The sequence below is a fragment of the Gardnerella piotii genome (assembly GCF_049815665.1).
Lineage (GTDB): Bacteria > Actinomycetota > Actinomycetes > Actinomycetales > Bifidobacteriaceae > Bifidobacterium > Bifidobacterium piotii.
The window spans coordinates 667218-685103 of record NZ_CP187450.1 but is presented as its reverse complement, the minus strand read 5'-3'; the positions used below and the strand labels follow the sequence as shown (position 1 = coordinate 685103).

The 17886-nt window shown below is 42.7% G+C and carries 5 protein-coding genes; 2 read left to right on the top strand and 3 right to left on the bottom strand.

Going from position 1 to position 17886, the window contains the following annotated elements; all coding sequences use genetic code 11:
* Positions 1-110 precede the first annotated feature (110 nt).
* The 3 genes from rpmE to ACPEIW_RS02885 all read right to left on the bottom strand — a co-directional run bounded on the left by rpmE (position 111) and on the right by ACPEIW_RS02885 (position 10477).
* Positions 111-323 (bottom strand): 50S ribosomal protein L31, encoded by a 213-nt coding sequence (gene rpmE, locus ACPEIW_RS02895; protein WP_004113085.1) that lies wholly within the window; start codon positions 321-323, stop codon positions 111-113.
* A 98-nt stretch (positions 324-421) separates the two neighbouring features.
* Complete coding sequence (locus tag ACPEIW_RS02890) at positions 422-9313, bottom strand: InlB B-repeat-containing protein (protein WP_425664282.1); 8892 nt, start codon at positions 9311-9313, stop codon at positions 422-424.
* A 552-nt stretch (positions 9314-9865) separates the two neighbouring features.
* Entirely contained in the window at positions 9866-10477 is a 612-nt protein-coding gene (locus ACPEIW_RS02885) for a 50S ribosomal protein L25/general stress protein Ctc (RefSeq protein WP_425664280.1), read from the bottom strand.
* Positions 10478-10858: 381 nt separating this feature from the next.
* Between ACPEIW_RS02885 and ACPEIW_RS02880 the strand changes: the two genes are divergently transcribed.
* A complete protein-coding gene (locus ACPEIW_RS02880) occupies positions 10859-12913 on the top strand; it encodes an AMP-dependent synthetase/ligase (RefSeq protein ID WP_425664278.1) in 2055 nt (684 codons plus the stop codon).
* Positions 12914-13321: 408 nt separating this feature from the next.
* The gene (locus ACPEIW_RS02875; RefSeq protein WP_425664276.1) at positions 13322-17644 is read left to right on the top strand and encodes a Tat pathway signal sequence domain protein; all 4323 of its coding nucleotides are present in this window, start codon (positions 13322-13324) and stop codon (positions 17642-17644) included.
* The last annotated feature ends 242 nt before the right edge of the window (positions 17645-17886 follow it).

Genomic DNA, 17886 nt, shown 5'->3' with positions numbered 1-17886 from the left:
AGTTAAGTATTAAGTATTAAATAAGACACATGAACACGTGCACGTTTAGCACATAAAACGCCAGCCCCGATTCCGCTGATTACACGAAAGCAGGGCTGGCGATTAAAAAGCTACTTAGTCTTCTTACCGTAGCGCTTCTCGAAGCGAGCCACGCGGCCGCCGGTATCGAGAATCTTCTGCTTGCCGGTATAGAATGGGTGGCACTTTGAGCACACGTCAACCGTCATATGATCGCCATCAGCGGTGGAACGAGTTACAAAAGTGTCTCCGCAAGAGCAGGTAACCTGCACTGCGTGATAGTCGGGATGAATACCCTGCTTCATAATGTCTCCTATGGAATTCGGGCGACCCGGGTCGCAAAGCCCCAATAGCTAAGCGTGAACCGGAACCTTCGCTATTTTAGTTACTACCCTCGACTCGCTTAGTTATTCTTACCATCTTCGCGCTTTCTCCTATGCTTAGCAGCGACGCCAGCAAAACCAACAGACGCTAACAAGCTTGCGATTAACGCAGATTGCGAAGCGTCAACACCAGTCTGAGGCAGCAAATCTCCCTTAACTCCCGTCTTTTGCTTATCTTGCAAAGGCACAACAGGAACAGGAGCTGGCACAGGTGCTGGCTCATACGCTGGAACAACATAATCCGAAGGAACCGTTGAATAATCAGGCTCAGGAGTTGGCGTTGGCTCAGGCTTTGCTGAATCCACTACGTCAATATACACAACAATCTCCGCACGACGCCCATACTGGTCAACAGTTGTAAACGTTAGCTCAACCTTTGGCTTGCCATCCACAATCTTAGGCGTGCCAGAAATCTTGCAAGTAGTGCCTGTGCAAGAAGGAAGAAGACCATTAGCGCCACTGGAATTCGAAATGAAATTGTTTATTGTAAAGTTAGTATTATCTACTTTAACAGTTTTATCTCCACTCAAATTCTCCGTTAAGTTTACAAGCGTAAACGTTGCAGGAATACCCGAAACCGCAGAACTCCTAAACTCAAACCTCATAGGCTTCATAAGCTCAAAGTTTGCAGTAATCGTAGTTTCTTCAAGGCTAATAGTTATGCCATTTTCTTTTCCACCAAGATCAAGAAGATTCTTCAACGTAGCAAACGAAGAACGCTCAGACGCCCTAATCTTCTTTGCAATAAAGCTTAGGCCAGCAAGCTCCGCACGCTTAGCTAGGAACTCTTTTTGGTCACTTGTTGCAGAATTATTAGTATTCAAATCCAAAGAATAATTCTTAGTAACACTTGACCAATCCTTGAACACATAGCCAGCATTTGCAAGTACGTCTGGAATATAATTATTTATTTCAGACATTCTATCTTTACGTACCCAATATGTATGTACTTGTGACTTCATTTCTCCACCACTACCAGCTACATACGTTACCTTCGTGTAGTTTTGCGCAATATACTTAGATTCTTTAGTATCATTTGCAGGCAAATCTTTATCTGCAATAACGTTCGGCAAAACGCGCACGCGAATTGGAATTTGCGTTGTGATAGTTTGTCCTTCAACGTCAGTTGGCCTCGTAACATCTACAACAACAGTTGCAGTTCCAGGGCTATATACGCGCTTGCTATTACTTGTATCTGCAGAATCCTTAGGATTAACGCCTTGACCGTAAATGTGATTTATATTCACAGTCACATTAGGATCAGTATTATTCACAAGCTGATCCAAATCTGGAATCGCATCGCCCGCGCTAACGATTGTTTCTGGAATAGTAATGTCGGAAACACCAGTTTGCTCAGCAACAAACATAAGCGGAGCCGAGATGTTCCAGGAACCATCAACAGCAGCATCAAGTTTATCACCTTGAGCTGTAAACATACGCCACTTGCTAAATCCATAAAGCTCTTTGCCAGTATCATCAGCAACCTTCTTCATAAACTTAACATTGTCAGTTTTTTCTTTAGAAGGACGAATATATAGCAGCTTCGGCTTATATTCGCCATTCTTCCAGCGGTGACCAATCTCTGGAAGGAACACTGCAGGAACGTATCCTTCCAATGTTTTCTTCGTTGTAGAAGCGTCAATTACATTCGGTATTCTATCGTACTCTGCCTGATACGTTGTATTCGCATCATGTATTTCATTACGAATCTGCTCGTTTGTTAGAAGATTATTATTTGTATTTGGCGCATCAACGCTAGTTGCAGATGTTGGCTGATTTACAAATAAAGTTGTTAAAGGAATTGCTGAATAATCAGGCAAGCTACGCCTTGCACGCGTATGCACAGTGCTATTCGCAGCAGGATCAACAAAATGGTCGAGCTTTCTCCATCCTTTGAACACGTAATGATATCCATCAGCGTCATAATCCTTGCCAACAGGTTGCGGAGCTTTTACGCCAGTAGCAGAATTTTTACGCGCGTAATACAACGTGCGGTCATTTTTGCCAAAGCTTCCTTTGCCGTCTTGCGAATACTGGTCTTTGTCCGCATTAATAAAGCTCACTCTAGCAAAATTGTTACTATCCAATACCTGCTTCGCTTCTGGAGAATTAGTGTCAATCTCTCCATTTGCAAGCTTCGGCAAGCTTTCTGGGTACATCAACTGGTAAATCACCTTAAGACGAGCAACGCGCTTATACGTTTCAGGCTTTGCACCATCCTTGTAATTGACTGTAATCCTTAGCGGTACAGTGTACAAAGAAGGCTTAGCAAGCATTTTATTCTCAAAGTCTTCTGGCTGCTTACCTTCTGGCAAATCGTATTCGACTTTTACATCTTTTATCTTGCCTTTAGCTTCTGCCTCTTTCTTCAAAGCATCAAGATTTGTCAAATACTTGTCTAACGGCGGAAGTGTGTCACGCTTATCTTGCACAGCAACAAAGTAATCAGTCTGCACTTCTGGCTGCGTCCAAGGCGTTTGATCTGCCACGAACTCTTGGAACGGCTTATTAACTTGCCAATCCGAAACATTTGTTATAGGCGTTACTTCTTCTTTGCCATTAATCATGCTGCTTCTAGACCAGGTACCAGTAGCATTTGTTAGGTTTTCTTTAAGCCTCGTCAAAGCGTTAGTAGAGTCGCTAGAACTGTACGGAATATGCGAAAGATCAGTGCCCTTCTTTACGTAGAACACTTTAGGACCGCTTGTGCCGTCCTTCCACTTTCGACCTGGTGCAGGCTTAAAGATTGCGATTACAGAATCTTCCGGAACTGTTCCATTATCGGACGAGCTGGAGAAGTAGTCGATTCGCTTGTAAACAGCGTGGTAAGTTACATCATTACTAAACGTGTCTTTTTTGTAGCGATCTTCAGACTTAATATCGTAGTTAGATATCTTTGCTGGATCGGTTTGCGTCCCAGTAGTCCAACCCTTAAACACGTAGTGATAATGATCATCCTCGTATTCCTTACCAAAGGCTTGCGGCACACGTACAGAAATATCCTTCTTACCTTTATAAACGTATGCAACGAGCGCAGGGTTATTCTTGCTAGTCTCGCCGTCATGACCAAGAATCCTACCTTGCTGCCAATCACCAGTAAAAGTGACTTTCACATATTCGTTATTATCTACAGCACTCGTACCGTAGCCTGTAGCTTTAAACTTATCCCAATCGCTTTCGTACACCAAATCTGGAAGCACGCGGTACAGCACTTCAGTTTGAGCAGTGTTTCCATCAAGCTTCACTTGCACTTTAATCTTGTGCAAACCTGGAGTGCTGTCAAACTTTTCGCTTGGCGCAAAGCTGAACTTAGCACCATCTGGATACTCATTAGAATTCTTTATAAGATTCTTAGCTGAAGCCTCATCCAGAGTCAAAGCATCTGTTGGCTTCAAAACCTTAGTATCGATTGCAACAGGCGCTTTAAGCTTAAAGTTAGCAGTGTAAACAACCTTTGGATTAGATTGAGATTCAGAAAGAATTGGCAGACGGTCGAAACCACCAGTAACTGTTTGCCCACCATGTCCATCATCTATATAAATCTCAGAAGTCCATTTTTCAAACTCATAGCCTTGCTTTGCAACTGGATCTTGAGGCAAAGGCATTTGGTAAGCCTTCGTTCCGCCAATAACATCGTAGACTAAACCGCCTTCTCCAGCAGGCCTACTATCGTATCCAACAATGCTGCCCATATTCGACTGACCAGCGGCCACTTTGAACACGTAGCGCGTGTAGTTGGTTGGGCGAGCTTGGGTATCGTCCTTGCGCTTAAGCACGCGAACGTCTTTATATACGAATGTGAATGTATCTTCTTTAGTCTGCTTGCCATCTTTGTCAGTAGCGTATTCAATATTCTGCTGCGTAGTTTCCGGCATAAAGCCTTCAATCGGCTTGTAGAATGCTACGTCGTACTTTCGATTTACAGAGCTAACTTCGCTTTCTGGAAGAAGATCCTTTTCTTGGCCATCCTCACCAATAGTTACATATCGAACCTTATACTTGCGCGTATTGTACGTTTGGTAAATAAACTCGCCAGTATTCTGTTCCTCATGGCTCGAGGCTTCAAAGCTTGTGAAATGCTTATCTGGGAAGTGCGTTTCGTCACTGTAGACCGCTTCCGCATTGTAGCGCAAATGCTCACGCAAGCCAGAAACCGTTTGAGTAGAAACGTGATCTACCATCGCGGCCTTGGCTACGGCATCAGTAGTAGTCTTATACTGCTTAATCGTGTACCCAGGCTTTAAGAATATGTGATTAAAAGTGCCGTTGTAGCGCGTATCTTTAATCCACACAGCTTTAAGCGTTATATCTTCTACTACTTGGTTACTAAAAGCGTACGGAGTGTGAACATTTAATTCTTCATCGCCCTTTTTAGCAAGCTCCCAGCCGTAGAAGTCGTAGCCTTTACGCGTTGGTACCTTAAGATCCTGCTCATTAACTTTCTTGCGGTGCTCAACTGTAAACTGTTCTGTTACATCATTATTTGTAATTACGTTTCCTTGATCGCCAATTTGCGGCATATCGTAATCAAGAGTTACCGTGTGCTTAATATCAGTTGGCTTACCCCACGCAGCGTAAAGCTTAATGCCGTTAACTGGCATTGTATAATCTTTAACTTCGCCTTTAGCTTTGCTTCCAGATTCGCTGCCGCCTTCAGCACCTTCACTATTGTCGTTTATCTCGCCATTTATAAGATGCCTACCAGTCTGATCAACAGCCCAACCTTTAAACACGTAGTCTTTTGGCAAATCATCTGGGCGAACGATGGAGTAAGTCTTGCCATTAAGCGTGAAAGTGTACTTGCCATCTAACTGCTTAGATGTATTACCAAGATCGTCTTTAACTACAGAAGCATCGTAAGACGTATCTTTTCCGTATAACTCTTCGTCTTCGCCCGTCAAATCTTTTTTGCCGCGCTTAGACAAGCTATACTCATACGGCAGGCTATCTGTAGCAGCGCCACTGCCGTCCTTTATAGCATTGCCATCCGCATTATAAAACTGCACGTCGTACTTCTGGCGGTTGTACTCGAGAGTTACTATATTATCAGACTCAAATTCTCTACACTTAACCTCATCACCAAAATTAAGCTTTTTTTCAATGCCAGCGAAGTAGCGACGGAACTCAAGATGATACTTCTTTTTAAACTCGTAATATTTCTTATATGCTGGATCAGTTTTAAGTCTTCTAGCAATCTCATCATTTAATTTTTTAAGAGCAAGTCCTCCATCCTCATCGTCTTCGCCAGAAGTATAATCAGGGGCAGGAAAATCGCCATCATTTCCTTCTTCTGGAGCATCGTCTGGAGCATCTTCACCTGTTACTTCTTCATAAAGCTCATGTACTTTTGTATAGAAGTCATCAGCATCGAGAGCGTCCCCAATCTTAACACCATCTTCACGATTACTGTTGTCAGGTTTAAGACCAGTTATTTTTGACTCAAAACCTGCAATAGAAGACGGAGGAAACACATAAGAACTACTGTTAGTATCATCCTTACTATAGGAATCTGTAGAAATCTCATACTTAATATTTTTGCCAGTATCGCCATTTTTTGCAGATGCAATGCTCTGTTTTTTAATGATTACCTGTATAGGATTAGCTTGAAGTTTTTCAGAATTATCATGGGAATCAAGAATAAGTAGGCGCTGATCATCTCTTACAGTATACTTTGGCGCATTTTTATCTGCAGGGTTGTCACTAATCTGCGAAGCCGTACCCTTACCATACATCCAATGGAATTTTGGATCAACAAATTCTTCTTTCGTTAAACGAAATGGAGGAGTATCACGATATGTACCATAAGTACCTCCACTAACATTTCCACCAATCAAAAAACCTAATGAAGAAGTGTTACCATCATCCATAAAGTCTACTTCATCTGAATTAGGCCAAAAATCAGTAAGACTCTGACCGTAACGAACCTTTACACGGTAACCATTATGATCAACTTTGTTAGTTACTTTATTAAAACTATTACCATACGTGTAAGTAGACTCATTGTCTAATTTATCTGAGCAATCACCGCCGCCAGCGTAGCAATAACTAATTATCTCACCTTTGCTGTTCTTTTTATTTATAACAACATTATTGCCGCCCATACCATTATTACTGTTCTTAGGAGAAGCAAAAATAAGCTCGTACTCTTTGCGATCGTAGACTAAGTCAAAATTATTATCTAAGTCGTTAGCTTTAAGAGTTTTTTTGCTATTATTCGAGTCACCCGTAAGCTTTTTATTCACATAGAAATAGCGCGTGAATATGTCCTTGTAAACTCTTTTGCCATTAGAATCTACAGTATAATTTTTTGGATCATCAGGATTCTCAGTATCATACCCATCTAAGCTTGTTACAGGCGTATCGTTCATCCAATTGAACTTTGCAATTAAGCCGTCTTTGTGATCAGAATTTTTACCTTGCAACTCTTCTTTAGTTAAGCCAAGCTCAGAGTCCAAAATAGGATTATCTTTATTAGTGCCGCTTAATTTATTAGGATCATTAGCAACGCCAGCATCGTTCATGCTTTTAAGATCAACGCTGCTGCCAGTCTTAACGTTCTTGCGCTCAACAAGACCAACAAAGTCGTAGTTTACAAGCGACTTTGGATGCTCTTTATCTACCAAATCCGCTTTTTGTACCCACACGTTCACGCGATAGTTGGTGGTTTTATTCTCTTCCCAAACTGCGCGGAATTGCACATTGTGATCCGGCATCTTAAAATCTTTGTCAGATATAACAGTAGGATCACTATATAACCCAGAACTTGGATCATTTACTGTATTAGGATCTACTAAAGACCATCCTTTAAAAGTGTAACCTCGCCTAGTTGGCTCTGTGACACCTGGCACTGTCTGCTGATAATACACTTTTTGAGCAGTAACATCCGTGCCGCCGTTAGAATCGTAAGTAACTTCATACGCTTTACGGTAGTAGCGAAGGTTCAAAACAAGCTTATCTTTTTCATCTTCCGAATCCGAAAGCGGCGAGCTAATCAAATTGTGCTCTGGCTCGTAGCCTGGAATGTACGTTGAAACAGCTGTTACATCCGAGCCAACTGTGCCCGTAATCTCAGTAACGTGAATATTCTCAGTAGTGCCATCCTTATGCTTTACAGTAATTACTTTACCTATGCCCAAATTCGGAGCATCGTGGAACTCATCCTTATTATTGAGATCCTGCACCAAGTGACGCACATAGTACTTAGCTGTTTTAGGAGCGTAGTTGATGTTCAGCTCGCCGTAGTGCTGGATGCCATTGTCTTCTGATTGCGTCTGCGCAGACGATGGATTCTGCGGATTTTGCGGAGCTTGAGCGCCGTTACCTCCTCCAACAACCTGCCTTTGCTTTACAGCGTAATCAGTAATCAGCTTCTTGCTTAAACGCAAGTAGCGAGTAGCATCCGCATCCGTGCCATTGTCAATAACATAATTGCCTTCGCCGTTTTTAATGTAGTACTGGTAATCCCCGGAATGGTATACGGATGGACGGTATCCAGCAGCCTTTGGAAGCTCAATGTACTCGTACTTGTCATCTTTGCCGAGCTTATCGAAGTCTTCTTGATCAATCGTAAGCTCGTACGGCTGCACAAGCTGCTTATTTGCAGCGCCGCCAATCGTATAGCGAATTTGCAAATTATACGTAGCTTTTGGCTTTTTGTCGGTTTGTACCTGTTCGTTGGCAGCGTTTTGGTCGCCAGCTGTTAGATTCTTCTCATTCGGCTTAATTACCTGGCTGTTTGCATTCGAATCATTATTGGAGCCATTCGCTTCTTCGCCGCTTCTATCTGCTACTGAACTCTTTGCATTGCCTTCTGCACCTGGCTCTTTTGCGCTTGTGTTCTCTGTATTACCAGCGTCAGCGATAGAACCTTCATCTTTAGGAGCTACACTACTCCCCTTGTTATCACCGTTGGTGCTTTCATCAACACTCCTACGAGAACGCACTTTTGGCGTGCTTGTATTATTTCCAGGCTGCGCCGTTTCGGGCTGCGCGGTTTCTGTGTTCGCAGACTGATCTGGCTTCTGATCTGGCTTCTGATCTGCCTCCGTCTTATTTGTTGCTGGATCAGTCTTTGCAGTATGCTCTGTATTTGTTGGCTTTGCATCTGCTGGATCAGTCTTTGCTGCAGGAGCCTCATCTGGCTTTGCTTCTGCATGCTGTTCTTTATCAGCAGCTGGCTCTTCTGGCTTGGCTTCTGCTGATTGCTCTTTCTTAGCCGCTTTACTATCTGGCTTTGCTACCTTTTGATTATTTTGCGCACCTTTAGTCGCAGCTTGAACCTCAGTTGTAGTCTTGATTCGCTTGTTGCTTGATTCCACATTAACATCATTGCTGGTATTGCTTTCAGTAACAGCGCCACTACTATCTCCACTACCAGCCTCATTGCTAGCCTCATTACCAGCCTCAGACAAATGTTCGCCAGAACCATTAACGCTTACAGAAGAATCGCCAGCAGCCGCTTCCTGATTATCAACGCCTGCCGCGCTAGCATTAGAATCAGCATTAGAATCAGCATGCTTAACTAAATATTCTTTAGCAGAACCAACCATCTGGCGCCTAGCAAGCTCAGAAGTAGCGCCCGTGTTAAGCAAACCATTGTTATATAAGCCGTTTGGGTCGCCATTGCCCTTGCCAGCACCCTTGCCAGAAGTCTTAGCAGCACTCTTTACATAAGACGAATCAAAAGAATCAGCGTTAAGAGGAGTCTTAGCTAAAGCCGTTGCACCAGGCAGCAACATAGACAGCGTAGATGCTAAAGCTACAGCAGCAACGCCGATGCGACCAGAAGCATTATTCGCATTCTTCGAAGAAACATTCTTTAAGCTACTAGCGCCTTTATTTTTAGCGCTTTTATGCTTAACTTGCTTACTGCTCGAATTAACCTTGCTAGCAACGTCTTTTGCTTTATCCACGGAAACTCCCAACTCGTAATACTTAACCTTTGCATTTTATCAGATAGCACGGATACCCCCCCCCCCATAAGTATTTTTGTTTCAAGGGTTTTTGCTCGAATCGACTTGCATGAGCGCTTTGACTGAGCTTGAAATTGCATAACGCATTTCAAGCTCCTTCAAAGCGTGATTTGGCTCAAATGTAAAGTCCAGTGGACTTTACATGCCAAATCAGCCGAGCGGCTACTAATAGCCGTGAGGAATAGCGTAGCGCGCGAATGCACTTCGATTCGCTGAGCCGCTTAAGGCAGAAGCACTGCTTCTGCGCGGCGAAGACGTTCGCGCGCTTAGACCGCGCGAACGACACGACCTGCTTTTCCGCTTTTTGTACGTGTTTTAGGCCAAATATGGTACAAAATGCGGAATCGTGTGAGATACAAAAACCGCGCAAGCCAAGAAAATCTTGACTATGCGCGGCTTGTAAAATCTTAGAAAATCCTAGAAAATCCTAGAAAATCTTAAAAATGCCAAGCAAATCTTAAAAAATTCTAAGCAAAAATTCTAAGCAAAACCTTACTCGGCAGCAGGAGCTTCTGCAGCAGCAGGAGCAGCAGCATCAGCAGCAGCTGGCTCTTCTGTAGCAGCATCTTCTGGAACGGTGACGCTAACAACAGACTCTTCGCCATCCATGTCGAGCACAACGCCCTCAGGAAGCTTAACGTCTTTAGCAAACACCTTGGTGCCATCGGTTAAGCCGTCAACATTAACCACCAAGCGCTCTGGCAAGTTGGCAACGTCTGCGCGAACCTTAAGCTCCTGAACGTCTACGAATGCAACAGCAGCACCCTTTGGAGTGCCTTCAACAAACACTGGCACCTCAACGTCAATCTTCTCGCCAGCCTTAACTTCGTAGAAGTCAATGTGCTCAACAATGCGCTTAACAGGGTTGCGCTGAACATCCTTAACAACTGCAATTCGCGATTCCTTACCAAACTTAATGGTAAACAAGGCGTTTGCGTGACGAAGCGAAAGAGTGGTCTCCCTCATTGGAAGAGTAACGTGTACAGGTTCAGCACCGCCAGCGTAAATGCTTGCTGGAATCAAATTGGCAACACGCAAACGGCGAGCAACGCCCTTACCGAACTCATTGCGCACATTGCCTTCAAGTGTAATCTTTGTAGCCATATCGGTCTCCTTAATTATCTGGATAGATTGATTAATCCAGCTTCAGGCGCACCGACGCGCCGAAAACCATATTGGCATCAGCCCAGTCGATAACGGAACTTACACAACAATCGCAGTGTTATTCCCTCGCCAAAGCAACTTATCCAGTCTACAAAAACACTTAGACATGCGCTTATCCCAAAAAATATCAACACAAAATCAAGGCAATATCAAGGCAAAAAGTGACTTGAGCTACACAAGCTATTATCATATATAAAAGAAGTAAGCGCGCATTAAATTGTGCGATTAAAAACAAGCTGATTTTGTGACACTAGTTTCAACACAAATTACATGTTGCAACACAAATTTATGACTCAAGATTAGCGCAATTAAGGAGCAGACGTGTCCGTGCTAAACACACTCCAGCAGCAAGCTTTCAACCTTGCTCGCAAGGCTTTGCAAATCGGCAGCAACTTTGCACACCCAGTTAGCGACGATCGCTCGGGAAGCCAAGACTACTCGCAAGTCGAAGAAAAACAAGAAGCAGCAAACACGCTACTTGCGCAAAAATCGCGTCTGCCTCGCGTAGAAGAGTGGGGTGCAGAAATGCCAACCACCACTTTCTTAGACCCACAAACTGGCTTGTTGACTACAAAAACCGAGGGAAGCGCTCCGCTAGATGAAGGCACAAGCATCTACGACTTGTATGCAGATAGGGCCGCTCGAATGGGAGACGATCCGCTTTACACGTACAAAGAAAACGATGAATGGGTTACAAAAACAGCAAATCAGTTCCTTAAAGAAGTGCGAGATGCCGCAAAAGGCTTAATGCACTACGGTTTGCGCAAGGGCGATGCTGTTGCGTTAATGTGCAAAACCTCGTACGAGTGGGATATTGCGGACGCTGCAGTTATGGCATGCGGAGGCGTGCTTGCTACGATTTACGACACTGATTCTGCCGAACAAATTCGCAACATTGTAAACAACTCCGATTCGCGCTTTTTGATTGTTGGAACAACAGATATGAAGGAAAAGGCGGACGGCGCAATCGAAGAATGCCCAAGCCTTGAGCGCATTATTTGCATAGAAACTGGCGGATTGGCGGAACTTCAGGCTTTTGGATACGCTGTTAGCGACGAAGAGCTAGACGAGCGCATTGACTCGGTTAAAAAAACCGACTTGTGCTCAATCGTGTACACTTCTGGCTCTACGGCTGCGCCAAAAGGCGTGGAAATGACGCATGAGCATTATTGCACAACGGCATTAAACTTGCCGATTTATTTGCCAGACTTGCTTAGCGAGCCTGATGGATCTGTGCTGTTGTTCTTGCCTCAAGCACATTCGTTTGCGCGCGCAATCAACTATATTGTTGTTGCTAGCACGCTTAGAATCTACATTGCGCAAGGCATTACAACGCTTATATCCGATCTTCAAGTTGCAAAGCCAACCGTTATGATTGTTGTTCCGCGTGTGCTCGAAAAAGTGTATAACGCGGCTTCGCAAAAGGCAGGTCACGGCGCTAAGGGACTTGCTTTCCAGGGTGCTGTTGTTACAGCTCAGCAATACATGAAGGAAGTACAGGATTCTGGAGACGCTAAGGCGCTAACAAAGGCTCGCCGCGCTGCTTACGATCCACTGGTTTACCGCCCGATTCGCCAAGCGCTTGGTGGGCGCGCGCGCTGGATTGTTGCTGGCGGTGCGCCGCTTGACCCAGAGCTGCTAGCGTTCTTCCGCGGCGCAGGCGTGCCAGTTTACGAGGGCTACGGTCTTACGGAAACCACTGCCCCATGCGCGTTCACACCTATTGGCGTTCCATTCCACGAAGGCTCCATTGGCATTGCTTTCCCAGCTTTCACTTTGCGAATTGCTAAAGATGGCGAAGTTCAAATTAAGGGCACTTGCGTGTTTAAGAGATATCACAAGAACGAAGAGGCGACCGAAACTTCGTTTACAGAAGACGGATGGTATGCTACTGGCGATTTGGGCAGAATTGACGATGACGGCATGCTTTACATTACTGGTCGCAAGAAGGACTTGATCATTACCGCTGGCGGCAAGAATGTGGCTCCTGGCCCTATTGAAGAAGTGATTAAGCGTTGCGAGCTTGTATCTCAAGCTCTTGTTCTTGGAGATAAGAGGCCATTTATATCTTCTCTTGTTACTTTAGACGAGGAGATTTTGCGCAATTGGCTTAAATCCAAGGGCTTGGACGAGACTATGAGCATGGAAGATGCCGCAAATAACGCGGTTGTGCGTGCGGAAGTTCAGAAGTTTGTGGATCTTGCAAATGAGGGCGTATCTCGCGCGGAATCTGTGCGAAAGTTCATTATTTTGCCAGAAGAGTTTACTCAAGAAAACGGCTTAATGACGGCTTCTATGAAGATTATTCGCCCTCGCGTTATTAAGAAGTATTCTGCATTGCTCAACACGCAAATGTACACGATTCGCAAGAAGTAGCGCTGATTAAATCGTAATGCGCGAATCGCCAGCAAACCTACTTGCGATTTACGCGCGAATCACCCAAAACCGCGGTTGACCAGTCTTCACCGACTCGTCTTCCGCGGTTTTTTGTTGTTGATTTTGCCCGCGTTTGTTCCCTTTTACCCGCGTTTGTTCCCTTTTTGGTCAATTTTGGAAACAAAAGCAAGAAAAAGTAAACAAACACGGGGAAATTATGCAGCTCGAAATCGTCGATTCGCAGTTTAATCCATAGGTATTTGGTAAAATCACGTTGAAAACTATATACCCCCCCCCGGTAGAAAATATGTTTTCCAAAACAAGAAGAACAGCAAGCAATTGCTCAAAATCTTGTTCAAAAACACGAAAACTAACGATTTCCTATTATCAAATATGAGGAGAGGTTTTATGAATGCTAAAATCGCAGCAGCTATATCTTTAGGCGCAAGTTCACTAGCATTATTCGCAATGGCAAATGTGGCAAATGCCGATGTTGTAAATCAAAACTCAGATAATGCAAATGTTGAAATTAATGCTAATCATGAGGATCCTAATCCACAGGAAGCTAAAGCAAATGAACTCGCAAGAGAAGCTGAAAAGCTTAATCTAGAAACAAAAGCAGAAGTAGACAAAGCCGATGAAGCTGTTAAAAATGCAAATAGCAATCTTGTAAAAGTAAATGAAAAAGTAGAAGAGGCATCCAAAAAAGCATCCGAAGCTACAGAAGCGAAGAAGCAAGCAGAAAAAGATGCAGAGGATGCAAAGCAGCAAGATGCAGATGCTCAAGAAAAAGTAGATGCAGCTCAAAAGAAAGTTAACGAAGCCGAAAAAATTAAAGAAAATGCGCGCTTAGCGGCAAGTAACGCCGAAAATGCAAAGAAGCAAGCAGAAAACACTAAGGCACAAGCTATAGATGCAAAGAAGCAAGCAGAAACACAACTTGAACAAAATCAAAATGAACTACAGAACGCCCAAAAAACGGTAGATGAAGCAAAAACAAATCTGAATGAAGAAAACAAAAATTTAAAAGCAGCTGAAGAAAATCTTGAAAAAGAAAAATCATCTTATACTTCTTTAGTTGAAAGCGCAAAATCTCTTGAAGAAAACAAGAAGCAAGCAGATAATGAGCTTAAAGATAAAGAAACAGAATTAGAAGAAAAACAAGCACAGTTAGAGCAACTTAAAAAGTCTGATTCTACTTTAAGCAATACGGATTTGGAAAAAGTAAAACAAATTGCTAACGAAAAAGAATCCGTTTATAAGCAAGCTCAAGAAAAAGTAGAACAAAGCAAATCTTCACTTGAAAAGAAGAATAAAATAATTGCGCAATATAGTGAAACACTAGAATCTAAAGAAAACGAACTAGAAAAAATCAATGATTACAAAAAGCTAGTTGAGTCTTACAAAAACTTAGACAATCTTAGTGGAAAAGCAGATGCAGCAGGAAAATCCTACAATGCTGAAAGCAAAAATGATTCTAATACGGAAAATTCATTAGAGAAAAAGTCTGACTTCTACAAGTTCTTGCAATATGTGATTAACACTGAAAAAGCTAAGGAAAATAACAAGAACGAAGCTATTATTGCAGACGCTGAGCGCGCTCAGAAAATTCTTAAAGGCGAATCATATGTGATTCCAAGGCAAGATTTCAAAGATGGATCGTATAAAGAAGCACAAACAATAGAAGCTCCAACGTGGTATGAAGATATTGTAAAACCTGGGCTTGGCAGAGTTGGCAGCGCTGACTCTTTGCAAAACATGAAGGAAGCCGCTGAGTATTACAATGCTTTAAACGAGTACAGAAAAAACGATAACAACGCGTTGCAAAATGTAAACGTGCGTTTAAGCTTGATTGCCGAAAGCATTGTGCATTCCTTCTACTCGGCTGCCATTAATAATCATGCAGTAAACCATGAAAAGTATGATAACGCTAGCATTATGGACACTACACCGTACAAAACTGCAGAAAATCTTGCTTGGGGAGATTACGACGGCCATAAAAATGGTCGAATGAAATACTCAAATGATGATTGCAAAGTTCTAGCAGACGGTAAAACTTCATGCTTAAAGCAAATTAAAACGCAAAGCACGGAACCTAAACCTATAGACAACAAGTGGAATGCCTTAGACGGCTGGTATACGATTGAAAAGAATCGCTATGAAGAAGCTAGAGATAAAGGAATCTTCTATACATTCAATGGCAATACAAAGATTGAAAACAAGCTTTCTGAAGATGGCAAGCAATTCCTTAAGGACAATCAATATGATTTTGGAATGAAATTAAGCCAAAATCCAAACACAAGATTATTCGAAAAAAATGACGAAAGTGGCAAGCTAACTAATTTATTTAGTCTTTCCGTAGGTCATTACACCACTTTTGCTAGAAAAGATATAACCGCTGGAGGTTTCGCAGAAGGCGATTTATATATTCAAAAAATAACTATACCTTCTGTCGGTAAACAAGAAACTGTTACAAAAAATGAAGATGTTGCTGTGTGGCACGGAAGCAATGAATCTTCGATTAGCGTTGCAGAATACAAGAATCTTCTTAGTAATTATGAGAATAGTCTAAAGCAAGAAAAAGCTGCTGGAAGCGCCTCTGAAGATGCAGATGAAATCGCTAAATTGCAAAAGCTGAATGCTGAAGCAAATAAAGCAAATGCAAATTTGTTTGAAGCTAAGTACAATCTTCGAAAAGTACAATACGATTTGAATTTGCCAGACAAAAAAGACTCTAAGGGTCTAAAAGAACAAGAATTAGAACGTGTAAAAGCCGAGAAAGAAAAAGCAAATAATGAAGCTAAAAAATATGGCGACCCTAACGCAAACTGGGGAAGCGAAAAAAATAAAGCGCTTGCAGAAAAGCTTGCTCAACAGTGGCAAACAAAGTACACGCATCTAGATGGAAAGGTTAAAACTCTTACTAGCTCAATCGATGCTGCGAATACTAAGAACTCAGAAAATAAAACTGTCTTGGATGCTTTTACAAGTGCTGCATACAATTTTGATAATGCTAAGAAAGAGTTAAAAGAATCTCAAGAAGAATTTGCAAAGCTCACTATTGAAGCAGAGAAATATGAGAATGAGTATAACGATGCAAACAAAAATGTAGAAGAAGCCGAGAAACAATCTCAGTTAACTGGTGAAGCAAAGCAAGCTAAAATCAGGGAGTTTGAAGAATCTGTAAGGAATCTCGAATCTGCTAAAGACGATTTGCAAATCAAAGCTAATGAGGCTACTTCTAAATTTGCAGAAGCCAACGAGAAGGTCACGAAACAAGATGCATCTGTTGGTAATGCCACACGATTGCTTGATTCTGCTCGTAGTAAAGTTAGTGAAGCAGAAAATAAATTAAATATTGCAAACAAAAATGTAGAAGAAGCTGAACAGAAAGTTACAGAAGCTCAAAGCCAAGTTAACAAAGCACAGAAGCAAATTGCAGATGCAAGACAACAAATTGATTCTGCTAACAGAAAAGTTACAGAAGCTCAAAAGCAAGTTCAAGATGCTGAACAGCAAGTAGCTGCAGCAACCGAAGTTAAGAATAAAGCTGATGCTACTAAGTCTAATACAGCTAAGCTTGTATCTGATGCTGCTGATAAGGCCGCTCAAGCTAAGCAAAAAGCTGATGAAGCAAAGTCTGCTATTGAGCAAGCACAACGCATTACAAAAGAAGCTCAAAGCCAAGTTGAATCAGCAAAGCAAAATGCTGAGAATGTTAAAATGCAAGTTTTGCAAGCAAAGCAAAAAATTGCTGAATTGCATGAGAAAGTTAAGACGCTTTTGGCTGGAGCTAAAAATAACGTAATTGAAAGGTACAACGCTACTTTTGCTGCCGTAAATCAAAGCTTCAACGATCTTGAGAATATGTTTATTCTTCGTTTTAAGACGCTTAACACAGTGAAACAGTCTCTTAATGAATCTACTTCTACTTTAGATGAGTCGTTAAAGAAAGTGAATTCGCTGAATGGGACTGCAGAGAATGAAAATGCTGGTAATGGTGGCAATAATGGTGGTAATAATGAATCTTCAACAGTGCCACAAACAGTGCCGCAAGCAGATCCGTCTCATGATGCAAGTACGGATTCAGCGCTTGCTCCTACCCCATCTAAAGAAGTAGAATCAGGCAACGCTAATCAAAATACTGGTTCAACTAGTGAAACGCAAAATAACACTAGCAGCAGTACGAGCAACAATACGAGTTCTAGTGAATCCTTCGAGAACTACTACAACCAGTATCTTGCAGGATATGCAAACAACTTGTTCGGAAACGAGCAACTTGGATTTAACGCTGTGATTCCAGCTGCACAATCGCAGAGTGCAAACGGAACTAATGCTCAGAACGCTAATGGCGTTGCGGCGAATAATGTTGCAGGCGCTTCGCATGCTAACCGCATCTCAGCAGCGCTTGCGGCCGCTGGCGCTAAGGCTGCAGCCAAGAGTACAGCCAAGGCAGACGAGTCAAAGAAGGACGATGCTAAGAGCGAGTCCGCAAAGAACGATGCAAAGGATTCCGCAAAGAGCAAGTCTAAGAGCGACTCCAAGAATGATTACAAGAGCGAATCTAAGAGCGAATCTAAGAACGCTCAAGCGTCTGGCGGCACTCAAAACGGAGCACAAAGCGCATCCAACAGCACTACGCTTAAGGTTGTTGCAGCTATAGCGGCTGTTGTTGCAGGAATCGCAGCAATCGGAGGCGGCACTTACTTTGCTCGCCATCGTCGTGCGTAATCAAAACTAAATAAAACAAAACCGCGGTTGACCAGTCTTCACCAACTCGTCTGCCGCGGTTTTTGTATCTACTTATACCCTAGTGTTACAAATGCCTCACCGATAATGCCAATCTAACGAATTTAAGCCGAAAAACGTTACAAATGCCTCACCGCCGAGACAAATATAACAAAAATTAGCCAAAAAACGTTACAAACGCCTCACTCGCTAGACAAATGTAACAAATCTTGATCAAAGCGCAA